Here is a 19,457-nt window from a genome sequence, read left to right on the forward strand (position 1 = left end):
TCTTTATTTCTCCTTATCTGCTAGCAGGCGATGTATTTCTCTCTCCAGAATCTCTGTCGGTTGATAGGCTTTAGCTGCACGTCTGAGGTTCTTCAAATCTGGCCAGTTCTCCCGAGCCAATAACTCATCAAAAGCTCGCCCAATCGCTTCTGTATCCTCTCGTTTAGCAGTCAGGGCAATCCCCGCCTCTAAGCCACGAACCGCATAGTCATACTGATCATAGTCATGAGGGAGAATCAAGGCAGGCTTGCCATAGATGATACATTGGTAAAAAATACCTGCACCGCCATGATGAATCACATAGTCCATCTGGGGAATGTATTCCTTATAGGGAAGATAAGATACCACAGAAACATTGTCCATGAGCTCCTCACATCGGAAGTCTTGTCCACCAAACCCCAGAGTCACAAAGAAGTGACAGTCCGGATGGGCTTTTGCCAATTGTTGTGTCTGGTAGAGGAGGTTGTCTTTGGCCCATGCTAGCTGAGTCCCACAAGATACGAGGACTTTCTTATGATTTGCATAAGGAGCCAAATCTAGGGGATAATTCTCTGCCCTCTCAATCGAAGACCCAAAAGGTCCCACCCAAAGGTAGTGCTCTGGAAAACCACTTTTCAGCTCCAACTCTTTCATCCCAATTCCCAAGATGGAATAGGGTGAATAGATGGTTTCCTGACCTTTCTGATTGTAGAGCTTAAAATCGTAACGTTTCAAGCGTTCTCTCAATAAAAAGCTTACGATTCGTTTCCCTAAACGAGTCCCTTTTCTTCCTAGCCATTGCTGGGCAGATTGGAACGGCGTCTTTGGGCTGCCCATTCCTCCAAAGAAACAAGGCGGTCCATCTGTCGTTTCAATGGCAAACTGTGTCGCCATAGTGGTAATCCAAGGAATATTCAACTGCTCCGCTACGAGTCCTCCAGGGAGAGTTATAAAGTCCGCAATAACAATATCAGGTCGATTTTCCTGCCACTCTTGGACTAGTTGGTCAGACACCACATTGATCAAATCAAGACTAGCTGACAACTGTCGATAAGCAGAAATAAGGTTTAATTGCCCTTCATTGTTGGCTACACGCTCAAACTCATCTACACAATTTTCTAAAATGGGAATCACCCAGAATCCCATCTCCTCTGCTACAGATCTTCGTTGCGGTCCTGTGAATAATCGAATCTCATACAAGGGATCCTTCAACAAGGGTGCAAGTAAATTAAGAGTTGGGAAGAGATGCCCACTCAAGGGAACTACAACCACATCAATTTTGATTTTTCTCATATGTCTAGGATAGCAAATTTTTAAAAAAAGAACTACCAAAATGATAGTTCTTTCCAGCATTATTTAGCTGCTTTTTCACTTTAAGAATTAGAAGAGTTCTTTGTAGAGAGCAATGGTTTCTTCTAAAGTTGGCATAAATGGATTACCTGGCGCACATGCATCAATCAAAGCATTCTTAGAAAGGTAGTCAAAGTCAAAGTCTTTTTCTTGGATACCGAGTTCAGTAAGTTTCTTAGGAATACCAACCGTTTCAGACAGTTTCTCAATTTCAGCGATAGCGTATGCGGCACATTCTTGGTCTGTTTTCCCTTCAACATGGAGTCCCAAGGCCTTGGCTACATTGCGAAAAGCTTCTGGTACACGCTTGGCATTTTCACGTTCTACAACTGGGAGAAGCATGGCACAGCAGACACCGTGTGGCAAGTTATATACCGCACCGAGTTGGTGAGCCATAGAATGAACATAGCCCAGACCAGCGTTGTTAAAGCTCATACCTCCGAGGAAGATGGCATTGACCATAGCCTCACGCGCTTCGATATCTTGTCCATTAGCTACAGCACGAGGGAGGTATTCTTTGATGAGCTCGATTGCTCCGATAGAGAGTTTCTTGGTCACATTATAAGCACCTGGTGTTACCAAGGCTTCGACAGCGTGGGTAAGAGCATCCATACCTGTCGCGGCTGTCAATCCTTTCGGTTTTGAAAGCATGAGTTCTGGATCATTGACAGAGATTAGAGCGAGGCTATTCTTATCAACCATTACCATCTTGACCTTGCGTTCTTCGTCAGTAATAACATAGTTAATCGTAATTTCTGCAGAAGTTCCAGCTGTTGTATTAATCGCAACCACTGGCAAGCCTTTTTTAGCAGACTTGTGGAGACCTTCGTAGTCTTGTGGTTTTCCACCATTTGTAGCGATGATAGAGATACAGCTAGCTGCATCCTGAGGAGATCCTCCTCCAAGACTGATGATGAAGTCACATCCATGCTCTTTCAGGGTAGCCACTCCGTCTGTGACGTTCTTGCAAGTCGGATTTGGCTCCACATCGCTAAAAATCACATATTCGATCCCTTCTGCATCTAATGGTTTTAGGACCTTAGGTAAAATATCACTTCCCTCGATGAACTTATCTGTCACCAAAAGAGCCTTCTTATACCCCAATTCCTTGATATACGGACCTACTTCATTTACAACACCTTTACCAATAAGGTTAACTGATGGAACGTAAAATGTAGCCATATGCTTTTCCTCCTGCGCCTCTGCGCTAATTGATTATTTACTATAAGTATACGACCTTATAAGAAGTTTTACAAATATTTGTAAGCGTTTTAAGTAAAAAGTTAGTAAAGAACAGCCAGCCACTTTTTCAAGAAAAAAGCTCCAAAAAGATAGCTTTCATCTCATTGGAACTTTTACTTAATCATTATTGCTTCGTTAAGACTACTCGGTCAGATGCCTCTCGGTCCATATCATCGATAATCAATTGATTACCATTAACCGCGTAAATTTTAACATCATCTCCGATAATGACTCGTTGATTTTCTGGCTCAAAGCTGACTTGCTTGATTTCCTTATCTCCATCTGGTTCGACCTCAGTCCATGTACCAGTTTTACCTGTTACAACAAGAGTAATCTGGTCATTCTCATCTTTTCCAGTATAGGTACCATCAATATTAGTCGGTTGAGCTGCCGCAGTAGTGTCCTGGCTTGAGGAGGCTTGTGGTTGACTAGCACTTGTTGTGGAGCCAGAAGATGATTCTTGTTGAGTAGATGGTTGCTGAGCCGATTGCTGGGTAGGGGCTTGTGCCTTAGGTCCACAAGCTGCTAAAAGACTAAGAATTGCTAGGGAAGCAATAGAAAGTGTGAATGTTTTCGTTTTCATAGCGATTTCCTTTCTTTTGTGCTAATGTATTTCTGAAATCGTTTTCGAGTTTTCCTCCCCCCAGTATAGCAACTTCATCCTAGAAGGTCAACTAATCTCATGCTATCCCACCAAACCCGCTCGCACTTCCGAGATAAAGTAGAGGGAGCCCGTCACAAAAAGCAAGTTCTGGTCATTGGCCTTTTCTTCAAATTCGCTGATAAAATCGCCATAGGAAGGAATCAAATCGTAACCCGCCACATCCTTTTCATCCAGAGAACCTTGGTAGTCAAAGCCCGTTACCTTAAGTTCCACCTGAGGCAACTGCTCAGATAGATAGCCTAACATTCCTTGATAATCCTTGCGTTTAAGGGCACCAAAAAGAATGCGAACTTGATAGCCTTGCTGGATTTTCCCTTGAATAAACTCGACTAGACGAGTCAAGGCTGGAAGATTGTGAGCCCCGTCTAGGTAGATATGCGGACGAATCCGTTCCAATCGACCGGCCCAGTGAGTCTCTTGCAATGCCTGTCTGACAAGCTCTTCTTCGACACCTTCCTCTCTTGACGCCATAAACAGAAGAAAAGTTTGTAAAGCCAAGGCGGCATTTTCTTGCTGATAGGTACCTTCCAAACCGATTTCAAGCCGTGAAAAACTTGCTAGTCTACTTGAAAAATCCCCAGCTTTCAAAGCGAAGTCTTGCCCCGCTCGATAAAGGGCTACATCCAACTCTTTTGCTCTTTTTTGACAGACAAGCTCAGCTTCTGGAGCAAGCTTGGCAATGACCGCCTTCTTTCCAGCCTTGAAGATACCAGCTTTCTGCTCTGCTATTTCTTCCAAACTATCGCCCAAGGTCTCCTGATGATCTAACCCAATCGAAGTTATAACTGCAATCTCTCCTGTTACGACATTAGTGGTGTCAAGTAGACCACCAATACCCACTTCTAGCAGGACTAGATCCACGTCCTGCTCTTTAAAGTAAAGCAAAGCAATCAAGGTCAACAACTCAAAGAAAGACAATTGGTCATGTGTTTCCAAAAGAGTTTTTTCCATCTCCTTGACTTGGTTAGCTGTACGAATAAAATCTTCATCAGCAATCGGTTGTCCATTGATACAAATTCGATCATTGATGCTGATGATATGGGGAGAGGTAAAAGTACCAACTTTTTTACCATGAGCAACAAACAACTCCCTCATAAAGGCAATAGTTGATCCCTTGCCATTGGTCCCTGTCACGTGGATAATAGGATAAGTCTTCTCAGGATTCCCCAGCAAATCCACTGCTTGTTGCATTCGTCCAAGTCCAGATCTAAAGTTTAAACCAATCCGACTATGAAGCCATTCTTCTACTTCAAACATGCATATCTCCTTAACAAAAGTACATTCCACTACCACAACAAAGTATAATTGCAAGTAAAAAGCGAGGTCGGGACAAAAATCCCGACCTCTTACCTGGTTAACTAATCACTAGCTAGTATGAATTTTAGCGCAGGGCTAAAAACGTCCCCCGGACGTTCCAACTCTTCTAATTTTCAGGAGTTGGACTAAAAACGTCCACTGGACGTTTTTACTCCTCCATAAAGCTGTTGAAGACTTCTTCAATCATGTTCCATTCGTCTTCTGAGTCTTCTGGGATTGGTTGTAATTCGCCTTCTGTTCCGTCTTCGTTTTCGATGAATGAGTAAGCTTGGATTTCAACTTCACCATTTTCATCTTCTTCTGCGTTAACTGGCACTAGAAGAACATAGTTTTTACCAAATTCTTCTTTTCCGTCGATGGTCAAAAGAATTTCAAACAAGGTTTCATTACCTTGCTCATCTACTAGTGTAATCAATTCACGTTCTTCGTGGTCATGGTTGTGATCGTGTGACATAGTTTCTCCTCTGTCTTAAAATTTTCTATCTAAATAATTTTGCAAAATCAGCTGAGCAGCCAACTTATCAATAACTTTCTTGCGTTTATTGCGGCTGATATCTGCTTGTTCAATCAACATACGTTCAGCTGCGACTGTCGTCAAGCGCTCATCTTGATAGTCTACTGGCAAACCAAAAAGTTCCTCTAATTTTGCTCCGTAGGCTTGACTGGCTTCAACTCGCGGTCCGCTTGTATTGTTCATGTTTTTAGGCAAACCTACTACAAAGCGTTCCACCTTATAGCTGTCAACCAATTCCTTGATACGTTCAAAACCAAACTGGCCCTGATCCTCATTGATTTGGATGATTTCAAGTCCTTGAGCAGTGAATCCTAGTGGGTCGCTAATGGCCACGCCTACCGTTTTTGAACCGACGTCCAATCCCATAATTCTCATAGATTATAGATCGACTCCTTGTCCTTTAAGGTAATAGCGCACCAATTCTTCAACAATTTCATCACGCTCATACTTACGGATTTGATTTCGTGCATTGTTGTAACGAGGAACGTAGGCAGGGTCTCCACTCAATACATAACCGACGATTTGATTTATCGGATTATAACCCTTTTCATTCAAAGAAGCATAGACATCTGTCAACGTCTCGCTAATCTCTTTTTTATTGGAATCATCCAATTTAAACCGTACAGTTTCTTCAGTAAATCCCATTCTAACACCCTCTTTCTTTAGAATAGTACTATTATAGCACATTCCCTGACGTTCTACAAATAAGTCAGCCTATTTATTTGGATTTTCTATTGTTCTGTCGCCCCATTTGCCACTCTATCTGCAATATATTGGCTAGGCTCGTTTTTTAAGAGATTTTCAAGGCCGATATTTTTTAAATATTCTAGCTGAGATGCCTTTTTGACATCCAATACTTGAAAATCATAAGTCGTTGTGGTCTGGATTTCTGTCTCGCTGAGTAGCTTGGTTTCCAGTGTAAATCCTGCTAGTTTGCGTGCCTCTTGGATGGTCTCATCCTTCTCTTCAGCCTCTAAGAGCGCTCTTTGCGCCTCCTCTAGGCCATTTTCAGAGATAAAGGTCTTGAGTTCATCCTCGACAGGTCGTTTTTGCTGAATGGTCAGGGTCAAAAATTGGTTGCCTTTATAGGTAATGGTCTGAATCTGCTGCGTTCCATTTTCCGACTTCGGCATCAATAAGGTCTTGGTGACAACCGTATTTTTTTCGGCATTGTCCAAAACGGGAAGGTTTGATTGGATGGGGTCAGATGCTGTTGTGGAAGCAGCAGGGGTTTCCTTTTTTTGCCCACATCCTGCAAGCAAAAAGAGGAGAGCAAAACTAGCAATTAGTAACTTTTTCATAATTCCTCACATGATTTTGAAATAAAAGAGAAAACAAGGCCAGGAATCACTCCCAGCCTTGATGTTTTACAGAGCTGCACGTAGACGTGCTTCTGCATTTTCTACATTACGGACAGAGCGTGGCAAGAAGGCACGGATATCATCTTCTTTATAGCCGACTTGCAGGCGCTTCTCATCAACGAGAATCGGACTCTTTAAGATCCGTGGTGTTTCCATGATTAAGTTGAGTACTTCATTCACACTCAAATCTTCGATGTCAACCCCTAAAGCTTTCGCATAGCGATTTTTTGATGATACAATGCTGGCAATTCCATTATCTGTCTTTGTCAGAATATCAAGTAGTTCTTCTCTCGTAATCCCTTCTTTACCAAGGTTTTGTTCTTTATAACTTAACTGGTGTGCGTTGAGCCAAGTCTTCGCTTTCTTACAGCTTGTGCAACTGGAGACGGTATAAATCTTAATCATGTGCCTACCCCTTTCGCTACATGTTACTATCAGTTTAATCTATTATACCATAAAAAACATCCGACTTGCGACCTATTTTTAAAAAAATTTAACTTTTTTAGCGATTTCCGTACTTTTTTCTTGACAAAATCAATTTATAGCCAACTTTTAAATTTTTTGATATAGATTCGTTTCACTACTGTAACACTGATCATATAGAGAACGATGATCAAAAGCAAAAACAGGAAATAAATTGGTTCCAAAGGGGTTAAATGAAGCAGGCTAGCAATTGAAGAGTAGGGAAGGAAAGTCACAAAACTAGCTGCCAGCAAGGTTGTTCCAAGAACAAACCATGACGGACGACTTTGCAAGAAAGGAAGCTTTGCTGAACGAAGCATATGGATAACCATGGTTTGGGACCACATAGATTCAATGAACCAGCCTGTCTGGAACAAGATGATAAAGCCCGTTGCAGACTCTGCTCCGTGAACATAGGCTTGACCTGTCGTCATTGGGACAATGACAAAATAGAGCAAGATAAAGGTCAAAATATCGAAAGCCGAAGAAATCGGACCCATCCAAATCATAAAGCGAGTAATAGACTTGGCTTCCCATTTATGAGGATGTTTCAAAAAGTCTTCATCCACATTATCAAATGGCAAGGCAATGCAAGAAAGGTCGTAGACTAGGTTTAACACAATCAAGTGAATTGGAGCCATAGGAAGGAAAGGTAAAAAGATACCAGACACTAACAGAGAGAAAATGTTCCCGAAATTAGAGCTGACCGTCATCTTGATATATTTGGTCATATTAGCGTAGACCTTACGCCCTTCAACCAGCCCTTTTTCAAGCACCATCAAATCCTTATCTAGCAAAATGACATCAGCCGTTTCTTTGGCAATATCTACTGCTGTATCAACAGAAATCCCCACATCTGCCACTTTCATAGAAGGGGCATCATTGATCCCATCTCCCATATAGCCGACACAATGTCCATTCGATTTGATTTGTAAAATGATTCGTGCTTTTTGATCCGGAGAGAGTTTGGCAAAGACAGTCACTTTCTCAACTGCTTGGGCCAACTCTTCATCCGTCATGGCATCAATATCAGAACCCAACAAGATTTGATCAACGTCTAAACCAACTTTTTCGCATACTGCTTGGGTTACCTTCTCATTATCCCCAGTCAAGATCTTGGTTTGAACACCATACTCTAATAAAGCTTGGATAGCAGGGGCTGCAGATGGTTTTGGTGGATCTAGGAAGGCAAGATATCCTGTTAGAATCATCTCCTTTTCATCTTCAACAGAGTAAGCAAAACCTTCCTTTAAGCCTGTTTTATAGGCGACTCCCAAGACTCGTAAGCCCTGTTGATTGAGTTGGTCCACTTCTTTTAAGATTTCCACTCGGATATCATCCGTCAGAGGGCTAATCTGATCTTGATATTCCACATGGGTTGAAATCGCAAGCATTTCCTCTAGGGCACCCTTGGTTACCAAACTAACAACTTCGTTCTCATCCTTGACGATGACACTCATCCGTCTGCGTTCAAAATCAAAGGGCAATTCATCTATTTTTTGAAAGGTTTGATCTAGATTTTGCAAGAGTGCGTGTTCTTTAGCTTCTTTTTCCGTACGTTTAATGATCGCTCTGTCCATTAAATTTTTCAAACCAGTTTGAAAATAGGAATTGAGATAGGCACGTCTCAACACAGATAAATCCAAATCTCCATGTATATCCAAAGGATATTCAAGGACAATTTCGTCTTGGGTAAGGGTTCCAGTTTTATCCGTACACAGGATATCAATAGCACCTAGATCTTGTATGGCATTGAGTTTTTTGATGACAACTTTTTCCTTGGCCATGATAATGGAGCCTTTTGCTAGACTAGCCGTGATGATCATGGGAAGCATCTCAGGTGTAAGCCCGACTCCTACGCTCAAAGCAAATACGCCAGCCTCTAACCAATCTCCATCCGTCAAGCCATTGGAAAGAAATACGATGGGAACCATGACCAACATCAAACGGATTAAGAGCCAAGAGATACTGTTCATATCCCGTTCGAAAGAGGTGGGCTCGTCATAAGTATTGAGAGTCTGCTCTATTTCCCCCATCATGGTGTCATCACCGACCGCTAGAATCAAAGCCTTAGCACTTCCTGATATCACATTGGTTCCCATAAAGGCGAGCGCTTCTGCTTCTAGCAGACTATCAAAGTTTGACTGACTCATTTTTGACAAGGCTAGTTTTTCAACTGAGTCACTTTCTCCTGTCAAACCAGACTGTTGGACAAAGAAATCGCGTGATTCAATTAAAATGAGGTCTGCTGGTATCATATCCCCAGCACTTAACTTGACTATATCTCCAACGACCAAATCTTCAATTGCAACCTCTAAACTCTGGCCTTCGCGAATAACTGTGGCAGTGTTCACAATCATTTTTGATAGATTGGTCGCAGCCTTGTCACTTCGCAATTCTTGGACAAAGCGTATGCCACCAGAGATTAGAACGAGAACGACGATGATGATAGAGGTCGTCGGATCTTCTTGTCCAGGCTTCGCCAACCAGACATTTGTCACCATGGAAATCATAGCGATGACCAGCAGGATGATTGTAAATGGATTGATAATAGATTCGTAAATCTTTTTGAGGATACTGTCTTCTTGACCCTTGGTAATGGTGTTTTCGCCATATAGGTCACGATTTTTCTCCACCTGCTCCTCAGTCAAGCCTATTAGACTTGTCTTATAAAAAGATAGAGTTTCGTTTAAGGGTGTGTGAATAGCTGTTGCTACTCTTTCTTTTGTAGTTTTCATTGGTTTCTCCTATCTGTATGAATGATGTGTTTCATACACAGAGACCAATCACTTTATAAGGGCAGAACGACACAAATCAGCGATTGGCTGTGTATGTGCGGTTCTGGATGATCGTCAATTTGCATCGTTTGTCTCCTTTCCTTGTTCTAAAACAGTAGAAAATCCCACCATAAAATGGCAGGATTAAAAAACTAATTATCTGTTTTTTCGTTCAAGCTTTAACTCCATAGGGCGATGTAATGAGCTTAGTCTTGGCCTTCGCGACCAGGACTGTTGACCAACGAGCAGTGTCTCCACTGCTTTGCGGTAGTCATCCGTATCCCTATGGTAGCCTCACCTACCGTTTTCGTCTATCAGTATAAACCTTTAAAATATAAAAGTCAATGATTTATCTTAATTTTCTTAAATAACAATTAATTCCTTCGGCGCTAGAGTCAACAATTCGCAACCGTTATCTGTAATTAAGATATCATCTTCAATACGAACGCCGTATTTACCTTCAATATAAATACCTGGTTCATCAGTCAAGACCATACCAGATTTAATGACTTCTTTGGAAGTTTGGCTAAAGTAGGGTTCTTCGTGAATATCCAGTCCGATACCGTGTCCAATACCGTGAGTAAAGTAGTCGCCATAGCCCGCTTCTACGATAATATCACGAGGGATTTTGTCAAAGTCACGGAAACCTAATCCTGCCTTAGCCTGGTCAATCAAGGCTTGGTTGGCTTTTAGAACCGTATTGTAAATCTCTGCTTGCTCGTCACTGACATGACCGAGGTAGATGGTCCGTGTCATATCACTGACATAGTGGTCGTAGAGACAGCCGAAGTCCATGGTGATTGCTTCGCCTAGTTCTACTGGCTTGTGCATTGGGTGGGCATGGGGTTTGGAGGAGTTGATACCACTTGCTAAAATGGTATCAAAGGACAAGCCGGATGCTCCCAATTCACGCATGCGAAAGTCAAGGAAGTTGGCAATTTCAATCTCAGTCTTTCCAGGTTTGATAAAGTCAAGCGCATCTCGGAAGGCTTGGTCTGAGATAGAACATGCCTTGCGAATGGTCGCAATCTCTTTCTCATCCTTAATCATACGGAGCGCTTCTACAAACTGAGTTTGCGGAAGCAAGTCAATTCCTGCAAAGGCAGCCTGCATACGATGATAGTAAGATACCGAAATCTCGTCCTCAAAACCGATGCGAGACAAGCCCATATCCTTAACAATGCCTGCAATGACAGCCAATTCATCACGGTCAGCCACAATTTCAAAACCTGTTACTTCTTGCTTGGCTGCAATGATATAGCGAGAGTCTGTCACTAAGACTTGGCGGTCACGGCTGATGAAGACTGTTCCATTTGAGCCCCAAAATCCTGTCAAATAGTAGACATTTTTAAGGTTATTGATAATGATGCCATCTAGTTCTTTTTCTTGCATTTTAGCTAGAAATGCTTGTACACGTTTATTCATGATGTAACTTTCCTTTCAAATAGTGTCCTGTGTAGCTGGCTTCATTAGCCGCTACTTCTTCTGGAGTTCCTGTTGCGATGATGGTTCCACCACCAACACCGCCCTCAGGTCCCAAGTCGATAATATGGTCTGCTGTCTTGATGACGTCTAGATTGTGCTCGATGACGAGGACGGTATTGCCATCGTCAACAAAGCGAGCCAAGACTTTAAGCAAGCGAGCAATGTCCTCTGTATGAAGGCCTGTCGTTGGCTCATCCAGAATGTAGAAGGATTTTCCTGTCGAGCGTTTGTGGAGTTCACTAGCCAGCTTCATACGCTGGGCTTCTCCCCCAGAAAGGGTCGTAGCTGGTTGCCCTAACGTTACATAGCCCAGCCCCACATCCTTGATGGTCTGAAGTTTGCGTTGAATCTTGGGAATGTGTTGGAAGAATTCCACCGCATCGTTGACGGTCATGTCCAAAACCTGCGAAATATTTTTTTCCTTGTAGTGGACTTCTAGAGTTTCACTGTTGTAGCGAGTTCCGTGGCAGACTTCACAAGCCACATAAACATCTGGTAAGAAGTGCATCTCGATCTTGATAATCCCGTCACCTGAGCAGGCTTCACAACGACCACCCTTGACGTTGAAACTGAAACGGCCCTTCTTGTAGCCTCGTATCTTAGCTTCATTTGTCTGGGCAAAGAGGTCACGTATATCGTCAAAAACTCCCGTATAAGTAGCTGGGTTAGACCTCGGCGTCCGTCCGATAGGGCTCTGGTCAATGTCAATCAAGCGGTCTACATGCTCAATACCTGTAATAGTCTTAAACTTACCAGGTTTGTCTGAATTACGGTTGAGCTTCTGGGCAATGGCTTTTTTGAGGATGCTGTTGATTAAGGTTGATTTCCCTGAACCTGATACCCCCGTCACTGCGATGAATTTTCCTAATGGGAAACGAGCAGTGATATTTTGCAAGTTGTTCTCACGCGCTCCTGTCACTTCGATAAAGCGACCATTCCCAGCACGGCGCTCTGCTGGTACTGGAATGGCACGTTTTCCTGACAAGTACTGGCCTGTGATAGACTTGCTGTTGCGAGCCACCTGTTTGGGCGTGCCTGCAGCGACGATCTCTCCACCAAAGGCTCCCGCACCAGGACCGACGTCAATCAGATAATCTGCCTCTCGCATGGTATCTTCATCATGTTCCACCACGATGAGAGTATTGCCCAAATCGCGCATCTTTTTCAGACTGGCAATCAGGCGGTCATTATCCCTCTGGTGGAGACCAATCGACGGCTCGTCTAGAATATAGAGGACACCTGATAGATTGGAACCAATCTGGGTTGCCAAGCGAATACGCTGGCTCTCACCACCTGAAAGAGTTCCTGCCGAGCGTGATAGGGTCAGATAGTTGAGTCCCACGTTATTGAGGAAGGTCAAGCGATCCTTGATTTCCTTGAGAATGGGCCGAGCAATGATGGCTTCATTTTCTGACAAGGTCAGCTGGCTCACTAATTCCAAGTGGTCTGCGATAGACAGGTCTGAGATTTCACCGATATGTAGCCCTTGCTCACCACCCACACGGACAGACAAGGCCTGGTCATTGAGACGGTAGCCGTGACAAGTCCCGCAGGTCAGCTCATTCATGTAGAGACGCATCTGGGTGCGCGTGTAATCACTGTTAGTCTCATGGTAACGACGTTTGATATTATTGACAACTCCCTCAAAAGGAATGTCGATATCGCGCACACCACCAAATTCATTTTCATAGTGGAAATGAAATTCCTTGCCATCCGAGCCGTAGAGAATCAAGTTCTTATCTTCTTCTAACAAGTCCTCAAAGGGCTTATCCATATCCACTCCAAAGGCTGTCATGGCCTGCTCTAGCATATTTGGATAGTAGTTAGATGAGATAGGATTCCAAGGTGCCAAAGCCCCCTCACGTAGCGTTTTGCTGGCATCTGGCACTACCAAGTCAGTATCCACCTCCAGCTTGATGCCCAAACCGTCACACTCACTACAAGAACCAAAAGGAGCATTAAAGGAGAAGAGACGAGGCTCTAACTCTGGTACGGTAAAACCACAAACTGGACAGGCATAATGCTCAGAGAAGAGCAGCTCAGAATCGTCCATAGTGTCGATAATCACATAGCCTTCTGCGATACGAAGGGCAGCCTCAATGGAATCAAAGAGACGGCTACGAATGCCCTCCTTGATGACAATACGGTCAACCACGACATCAATATTGTGTTGCTTGCTCTTGGACAACTCTGGCACTTCGGTCACATCATAGACCTCCCCATCCACTCGGACGCGGACATAACCGTCTTTCTGAACCTTTTCAATGACACTCTTATGTTGTCCTTTTTTCTTACGAATGACAGGAGCTAAAATTTGCAGACGTTGGCGTTCTGGCAATTCTAAGACCTTATCAACGATTTGCTCAACAGAAGAGGCCTTGATTGCCCCATGCCCGTTAATACAGTACGGCGTCCCCACACGTGCGTAGAGGAGACGCAGATAGTCATTGATTTCAGTTGTTGTTCCCACGGTCGAGCGCGGGTTTTTACTGGTAGTTTTCTGGTCGATGGAAATAGCTGGGCTGAGGCCGTCAATGGCATCTACATCTGGTTTTTCCATGTTGCCCAAAAACTGACGAGCATAGGCTGATAGACTCTCTACATAGCGCCTTTGTCCCTCAGCATAGAGGGTATCAAAGGCCAGACTGGACTTGCCAGAACCCGACAAACCCGTAACCACGACCAGCTTGTCACGCGGAATCTCCACATCGATATTTTTTAAATTATGGGCGCGTGCCCCATGAATCACAATCTTATCTTGCATGTTCATTCTTTCTAGTCCATTGTTGCTTTCCATTATACCAAAAAATGTGAGATTCTATTACCAAAAAAACTAATTTTGTAGTATAATAGTACGGTGCAAAAAACCAAACACTGAATAGTAGGAAAGGACAGGGGATATGAAACAAGTTTTTCTCTCAACAACAACTGAATTTAAAGAGATCGACACGCTCGAACCGGGTACTTGGATCAATCTCGTCAATCCTACACAAAATGAATCTTTGGAAATCGCCAACGCCTTCGATATCGACATCACCGACCTCCGAGCACCGCTCGATGCGGAAGAAATGTCCCGTATTACCATCGAAGATGAGTATACTTTGATCATCGTAGACGTTCCCATCACAGAGGAAAGAAACAACCGCACCTACTACGTAACGATTCCGCTGGGGATTATCATCACCGAGGAGACTATTATCACTACCTGCTTGGAAGCCCTCCCAGTTCTTGATGTCTTTATCAACCGTAGACTACGTAACTTTTACACTTTCATGCGTTCACGCTTTATCTTCCAGATTCTCTATCGCAACGCAGAGCTCTACCTAACAGCCCTTCGTTCGATCGACCGTAAGAGTGAACAAATCGAAAGTCAACTTCACAAGTCTACTCGAAACGAAGAACTGATTGAGCTCATGGAATTGGAAAAGACCATCGTCTATTTCAAAGCCTCACTTAAGACAAATGAGCGCGTGATTAAGAAATTGACCAGCGCAACTAGCAATATCAAGAAATACCTAGAGGACCAAGACCTGCTCGAAGATACCCTGATCGAAACCCAACAGGCCATCGAGATGGCAGATATCTATGGAAACGTCCTTCACTCTATGACAGAGACTTTCGCCTCTATCATTTCCAACAACCAGAACAACATCATGAAGACCCTGGCTCTCGTGACCATCGTCATGTCTGTCCCAACTATGATCTTCTCTGCCTATGGGATGAACTTTAAGGATAATGAAATCCCACTTAATGGCGAGCCCCACGCTTTCTGGTTAATCGTCTTTATCGCCTTTGCTATGAGTGTTTCGCTCACTCTCTATCTCATCCATAAAAAATGGTTCTAAGAGGAATCCCTATGTCTCAGATTGATTTACAAAAACTAACCAAGAAAAACCAAGAGTTTATCCACATCGCTACCCAACAATTTCTCAAAGATGGCAAAACAGATGCTGAAATCAAGACTATCTTTGAGGAAGTTATTCCTAAAATCCTTGAAGAACAAGCCAAAGGAACGACAGCTCGTTCCCTCTATGGCGCTCCAACCCACTGGGCTCATAGCTTCACTGTCAAGGAGCAATATGAAAAAGAGCATCCAAAAGAAAATGACGATCCAAAACTCATGATTATGGACTCAGCCCTTTTTATCACCAGTCTCTTTGCATTGGTTAGCGCTCTGACTACCTTCTTCTCTACAGATCAGGCTATTGGCTATGGTTTGATTACCCTCTTGTTGGTTGGACTTGTAGGAGGACTTGCCTTCTACTTGATGTACTACTTTGTCTACCAGTATTATGGACCAGACACAGACCGTAGCCAACGTCCTCCTTTCTGGAAATCAATCCTCGTCATTCTGGCCTCTATGGTCCTTTGGTTGGTTGTCTTCTTTGCAACAAGCTTCCTACCAGCCAACCTCAATCCAGTCCTTGCTCCATTGCCTTTGGCTATCCTGGGAGCGGCTCTTCTCGCCCTTCGCTTCTATCTCAAGAAACGTTTCAATATCCGAAGTGCAAGCGCAGGCCCATCACGTTACTAAGATAATAAATAAGCAACTGCTCAGGCGGTTGCTTTTTACTACTTTCTTGATTTAAAAGCATTCTTCTGACATTCGCCATAGTTTTCTCTCATCTTTTATGATAAAATAGGCTCAATCTATTTCTAGGAGGATGAGATATGGTTTCTACTATTGGTATCGTCAGTTTGTCTAGCGGTGTTATCGGAGAGGATTTTGTCAAACACGAAGTCGATTTGGGTGTCCAACGTCTCAAGGATTTAGGACTCAATCCTATTTTTTTGCCCCATTCGCTAAAAGGTTTAGACTTTATCAAGGACCATCCTGAAGCGCGTGCAGCAGATTTGATGCAGGCCTTTTCGGACGATAGCATTGACATGATCCTATGTGCCATCGGTGGAGACGATACCTATCGTTTATTGCCCTACCTTTTTGAAAATAACCAACTACAGAAGGTTATCAAACAAAAGATTTTTCTTGGCTTCTCAGATACAACCATCAATCACCTCATGTTGCATAAACTAGGGGTCAAGACTTTTTATGGGCAATCCTTTCTAGCAGATATTTGTGAATTGGACGAGGAGATGTTGCCCTATAGCCTCCACTACTTTAAAGAATTGATCGAGACAGGAAGAATCTCAGAAATCCACCCTAGCGACCTTTGGTATGAGGAACGGACTGACTTTAGTATCAAGGCCCTGGGAACAGCTCGTACCAGCCATGTAAATACAGGTTTTGACTTGTTACAAGGAAATGCCCAGTTCGAGGGGGAAATCCTCGGTGGTTGCCTTGAATCTCTCTATGATATCTTTGACAATTCTCGATACGCAGACAGCACGGAGCTCTGCCAAAAATACAAACTTTTTCCTGACTTATCCGACTGGGAAGGAAAGATTCTCTTGTTAGAAACAAGCGAAGAAAAGCCTGAGCCTGATGACTTCAAAAAGATGTTGCTGACTTTGAAAGAAACTGGGGTATTTGAGGTCATCAGGGGACTCTTGGTTGGAAAGCCAATGGATGAAACCTTCTATGACGACTATAAGGAAGCACTATTGGATATCATTGACAGCAATATCCCGATTGTCTATAATCTGAATGTCGGCCACGCAACTCCAAGAGCCATTGTGCCCTTTGGCGTCCATGCTTATGTGGATGCAAAGAAGCAAGTCATTTGCTTTGACTATAACAAAAAAAGCTGAGAAATTCCTCTCAGCTTTTTCTCAGTATCATTACTAGCATTTTCATCACATACTACTGATAGCTAAAATGATGAAAGAAAGGCTATTCCCCAACATATGAACGACCAAGGGATAGTAAATATTTTCTTTCCCTTTCACATAAATAATAGAAAAGGCAAGGCCACCACCTAAATAACTAACTGCACTGATCCACTCTGATAAAGACAAGCTATGCATATGTGTCAGGGAAGAAACAAGGCCTACCAGAAAAATACTCAGCCAACTTGACAGATATTTTCCTAACCAATGCAATAACACCTGACGGAAAAAGAGTTCTTCCACAAATGGTCCAATGATGCAGGCGAAAACTGCTATCAGTAGCGGTTGTTCTTGAAAGGTGCTTTGAATATTCGACTGGTTTAGACCTTGTCCGACTAGCCCAAAAAACTGCCTCAACATCTCTGATAAAAATTCAAAGGCAACCGTCATCAGAATGAGAAAGAGCCAGCCTGTTAAGACGCCAAAGAAGAATTTTCTTTTAGTCTTTCTAATCTCATTCCATTGTTGAATCAATCTATCCTTGCACAAGAAAGAGCCATATAGAGCTAATACTGCATAGACTAAATATTTTAGATAATTCGCAATGGCAGATGGCATCAAATAAGCCAGCAATTTAACACCACCAAACACAAAGAGAACTGTATAGAGAATCGCAAAAATAAGGATTCCCTTATGTTTATTAGACATTATTTATCTCCCCTTCCACTCACAATCATTCTCGTGGTCATCAACCAGGCCTGCAGCCTGAAGAAAAGATAAGACGGCTACTGGGCCTGTGAACTTGAAATCCCGTTTTTTGAGATCTTTGGCTAATTTCTCAGACAAGGCTGTTTTAGCAGGCGCTAGGTGATAGTCAGGAACATCATTCACGATCGTTTTTCCCTCAACAAAGGACCAGAGATAAGCGTCAAAAGAGCCAAAGGTTTTCTGGATTTGTAAAAATGCTTGGGCGTTGGCACGCGTCGCAAAGAGCTTGGCACGATTTCGGATAATGGCTGGATTCTCTAACAAGGCTTCCAACTCCCCATCTGTCATTTCCGCGACCGCTTGAATTTGATAGCCATGAAATGCTTCTCGGAATCCTTGGCGTTTGTTTAGTACCGTTTCCCAAGATAGACCCGACTGGTAAGTTTCCAAACAAAGCAACTCAAAAAGAGCACGGTCATCATGAAGGGGTCGGCCCCACTCCTGGTCGTGGTAGGCGATGTAGAGCGGATTGGTCATCTTGACCCAAGAACAACGTTTTGGCATACTCTTCTCCTATTTCACCAACATCTTAAGGGCTGACTTGATATAGTTCTCAGCTGTATCTGTCGTTCCTTCAAAGAATTTCTTGATCTTCTTGAGTTCAGTTGCCTTGTAGCCCAATGCCAACATGGCTTCCATAGCTTCTTCCAGTTCTTGGTTTTCAGCGCTGGTTTGCACTGCCTCCTTGGCAGGAAGGTCATCACTAGCCACAACTACCTTACCTTCCAAGTCTAGCACCATCTGCTGAGCTGTCTTCTTGCCAATTTTAGGGAACTTAGTCAAGTAGGTAATGTTCTTAGTCTCGATCGCCTGAACCAAGCCAGCATTGTCATCGGCTGCGATAATAGCAAGAGCTGATACAGGACCAATCCCTGAGACCGAGATCAGACTAAGAAAGAGCTTCTTCTCATCTTCTGATCGAAAACCGTAAAGCAGATGGGCGTCCTCACGGACAACTTGATGCACATAAATTTGGGTCTCTTGATTAACCTGACCTGAGTAAGCATAGGGATTAGCTACATGCAAGATATAACCGATACCATTGGCCTCTAGGACAATATATTTAGCAGTGATTTTAGTAATGATTCCTTTTAAATATTCGTACATAATTTTTCTCCATTATTTTGCCTATCTAGTATACCATATTCCCCCAAGACAGACTGCAACAAAAGGTGCAACCTCTGGTTGACAAATAGCACAGGAGATTGTATTCTCATTATAAGTAAAAATTGTTAGGATAGAGGTAGGAAAAGGAGGGTAGAATGATGAAACTCGCAGAAAAACTATTTGAGCTTAGAAAGGAAAAAGGTTGGTCCCAGGAAAAGCTAGCAGAACAAATCAATGTTTCTCGGCAAAGCATCTCAAAATGGGAATCTGGACAAGTCCTTCCTGAAATCGAAAAAATCATTGAATTAAGTAAGATTTTTCAAGTGACAACTGACTATCTACTACTAGATGAAAACTCTGAAAAAGCTTCCACAGAAGTGAGCTTGGAGGAAGACAAGGACAAATACTATAAAGAGGTTAAATCCTTTGGTCTCTGGCAAGTGATTTATATTTTCGTATTGGCTCTGGCTATCTATCTCTTTTTAGCCGGTTCTAGTTTCCCAGCCGAATTCACTGCCTGGATTTGGCTGATCTTCATTCTCTTGATTGCTTCAGCAGTTGCTATCAACAAGGCTCTCAAAACCAAACAACGTTATCTTGATAAAGTGATTGGTCTTGAGAATCCTTCAAACCAAGACAACTCTACGAAACCTTGAATCACCTAGTTCAGTTTTCACAACACTTTCTATAGGACTGGTCTTGTC

Annotated in this window: 19 protein-coding genes and 1 riboswitch; of the genes, 4 read left to right on the top strand and 15 right to left on the bottom strand. The window is 43.0% G+C overall.

The genetic code is table 11. The features are described from left to right. Positions 1–3: 3 nt before the first annotated feature. From GOM47_RS08770 to uvrA, 12 genes are all read right to left on the bottom strand, one after another. Positions 4–1,272, bottom strand: coding sequence for a glycosyltransferase (locus tag GOM47_RS08770; RefSeq protein WP_235080556.1), 1,269 nt, complete (start codon positions 1,270–1,272; stop codon positions 4–6). 87 nt (positions 1,273–1,359) lie between these two features. Next, the gene (locus GOM47_RS08775) at positions 1,360–2,511 is read right to left on the bottom strand and encodes an iron-containing alcohol dehydrogenase (RefSeq protein WP_235080557.1); all 1,152 of its coding nucleotides are present in this window, start codon (positions 2,509–2,511) and stop codon (positions 1,360–1,362) included. 184 nt (positions 2,512–2,695) lie between these two features. Further along, positions 2,696–3,154, bottom strand: a complete 459-nt coding sequence (locus GOM47_RS08780; RefSeq protein WP_235080558.1) for an SP_0198 family lipoprotein — start codon at positions 3,152–3,154, stop codon at positions 2,696–2,698. Between the two features lie 102 nt (positions 3,155–3,256). Beyond that, entirely contained in the window at positions 3,257–4,492 is a 1,236-nt protein-coding gene (locus GOM47_RS08785; RefSeq protein WP_235080559.1) for a bifunctional folylpolyglutamate synthase/dihydrofolate synthase, read from the bottom strand. A gap of 208 nt (positions 4,493–4,700) precedes the next feature. After that, positions 4,701–5,006 carry a DUF1292 domain-containing protein gene (locus GOM47_RS08790; RefSeq protein ID WP_000017624.1) on the bottom strand — a complete coding sequence of 102 codons (306 nt, stop codon included), beginning with the start codon at positions 5,004–5,006 and terminating at the stop codon, positions 4,701–4,703. A 15-nt stretch (positions 5,007–5,021) separates the two neighbouring features. After that, positions 5,022–5,441 (bottom strand): Holliday junction resolvase RuvX, encoded by a 420-nt coding sequence (gene ruvX / locus GOM47_RS08795; protein WP_235080560.1) that lies wholly within the window; start codon positions 5,439–5,441, stop codon positions 5,022–5,024. Between the two features lie 3 nt (positions 5,442–5,444). Beyond that, positions 5,445–5,711 carry an IreB family regulatory phosphoprotein gene (locus GOM47_RS08800; RefSeq protein ID WP_000507060.1) on the bottom strand — a complete coding sequence of 89 codons (267 nt, stop codon included), beginning with the start codon at positions 5,709–5,711 and terminating at the stop codon, positions 5,445–5,447. Positions 5,712–5,797: 86 nt separating this feature from the next. Further along, a complete protein-coding gene (locus GOM47_RS08805; protein WP_235080561.1) occupies positions 5,798–6,367 on the bottom strand; it encodes an SP0191 family lipoprotein in 570 nt (189 codons plus the stop codon). A gap of 66 nt (positions 6,368–6,433) precedes the next feature. Further along, positions 6,434–6,832, bottom strand: coding sequence for a transcriptional regulator Spx (gene spx, locus GOM47_RS08810; protein WP_000591165.1), 399 nt, complete (start codon positions 6,830–6,832; stop codon positions 6,434–6,436). A 134-nt stretch (positions 6,833–6,966) separates the two neighbouring features. After that, the gene (gene mgtA, locus GOM47_RS08815; RefSeq protein WP_235080562.1) at positions 6,967–9,627 is read right to left on the bottom strand and encodes a magnesium-translocating P-type ATPase; all 2,661 of its coding nucleotides are present in this window, start codon (positions 9,625–9,627) and stop codon (positions 6,967–6,969) included. 195 nt (positions 9,628–9,822) lie between these two features. Next, a riboswitch (M-box (ykoK) riboswitch) is annotated at positions 9,823–9,974 on the bottom strand. 55 nt (positions 9,975–10,029) lie between these two features. Further along, complete coding sequence (locus GOM47_RS08820) at positions 10,030–11,091, bottom strand: M24 family metallopeptidase (RefSeq protein ID WP_235080563.1); 1,062 nt, start codon at positions 11,089–11,091, stop codon at positions 10,030–10,032. Next, on the bottom strand, positions 11,084–13,915 hold the full coding sequence (gene uvrA, locus GOM47_RS08825; protein WP_235081286.1) for an excinuclease ABC subunit UvrA: 2,832 nt from the start codon (positions 13,913–13,915) through the stop codon (positions 11,084–11,086). The genes GOM47_RS08820 and uvrA overlap by 8 nt, the downstream gene beginning before the upstream one ends. Before the next feature lie 136 nt (positions 13,916–14,051). On the opposite strand from uvrA, the gene GOM47_RS08830 reads away from it, so the two are divergent. From GOM47_RS08830 to GOM47_RS08840, 3 genes are all read left to right on the top strand, one after another. After that, positions 14,052–14,996 (top strand): magnesium transporter CorA family protein, encoded by a 945-nt coding sequence (locus GOM47_RS08830; RefSeq protein ID WP_000815625.1) that lies wholly within the window; start codon positions 14,052–14,054, stop codon positions 14,994–14,996. 11 nt (positions 14,997–15,007) lie between these two features. Further along, the gene (locus GOM47_RS08835; RefSeq protein ID WP_235080564.1) at positions 15,008–15,685 is read left to right on the top strand and encodes a DUF1129 domain-containing protein; all 678 of its coding nucleotides are present in this window, start codon (positions 15,008–15,010) and stop codon (positions 15,683–15,685) included. Between the two features lie 137 nt (positions 15,686–15,822). Beyond that, entirely contained in the window at positions 15,823–16,860 is a 1,038-nt protein-coding gene (locus GOM47_RS08840; protein WP_235080565.1) for a S66 peptidase family protein, read from the top strand. A gap of 45 nt (positions 16,861–16,905) precedes the next feature. Here the strand turns inward: GOM47_RS08840 and GOM47_RS08845 are convergent, their stop codons facing one another. From GOM47_RS08845 to ruvA, 3 genes are read right to left on the bottom strand one after another with little or no spacing between them, the layout of a single operon-like run. Next, positions 16,906–17,589, bottom strand: a complete 684-nt coding sequence (locus GOM47_RS08845; RefSeq protein WP_235081287.1) for a CPBP family intramembrane glutamic endopeptidase — start codon at positions 17,587–17,589, stop codon at positions 16,906–16,908. Continuing rightward, a complete protein-coding gene (locus GOM47_RS08850; RefSeq protein WP_235080566.1) occupies positions 17,590–18,150 on the bottom strand; it encodes a DNA-3-methyladenine glycosylase I in 561 nt (186 codons plus the stop codon). A gap of 9 nt (positions 18,151–18,159) precedes the next feature. Then, a complete protein-coding gene (gene ruvA, locus GOM47_RS08855) occupies positions 18,160–18,753 on the bottom strand; it encodes a Holliday junction branch migration protein RuvA (protein WP_235080567.1) in 594 nt (197 codons plus the stop codon). Between the two features lie 155 nt (positions 18,754–18,908). Between ruvA and GOM47_RS08860 the strand changes: the two genes are divergently transcribed. After that, positions 18,909–19,409: a helix-turn-helix domain-containing protein gene (locus tag GOM47_RS08860; RefSeq protein WP_235080568.1), complete on the top strand. Its 501-nt coding sequence runs from the start codon at positions 18,909–18,911 to the stop codon at positions 19,407–19,409. Positions 19,410–19,457 lie beyond the last annotated feature (48 nt).

This window comes from Streptococcus oralis, from assembly GCF_021497945.1.
GTDB lineage: Bacteria > Bacillota > Bacilli > Lactobacillales > Streptococcaceae > Streptococcus > Streptococcus oralis_BR.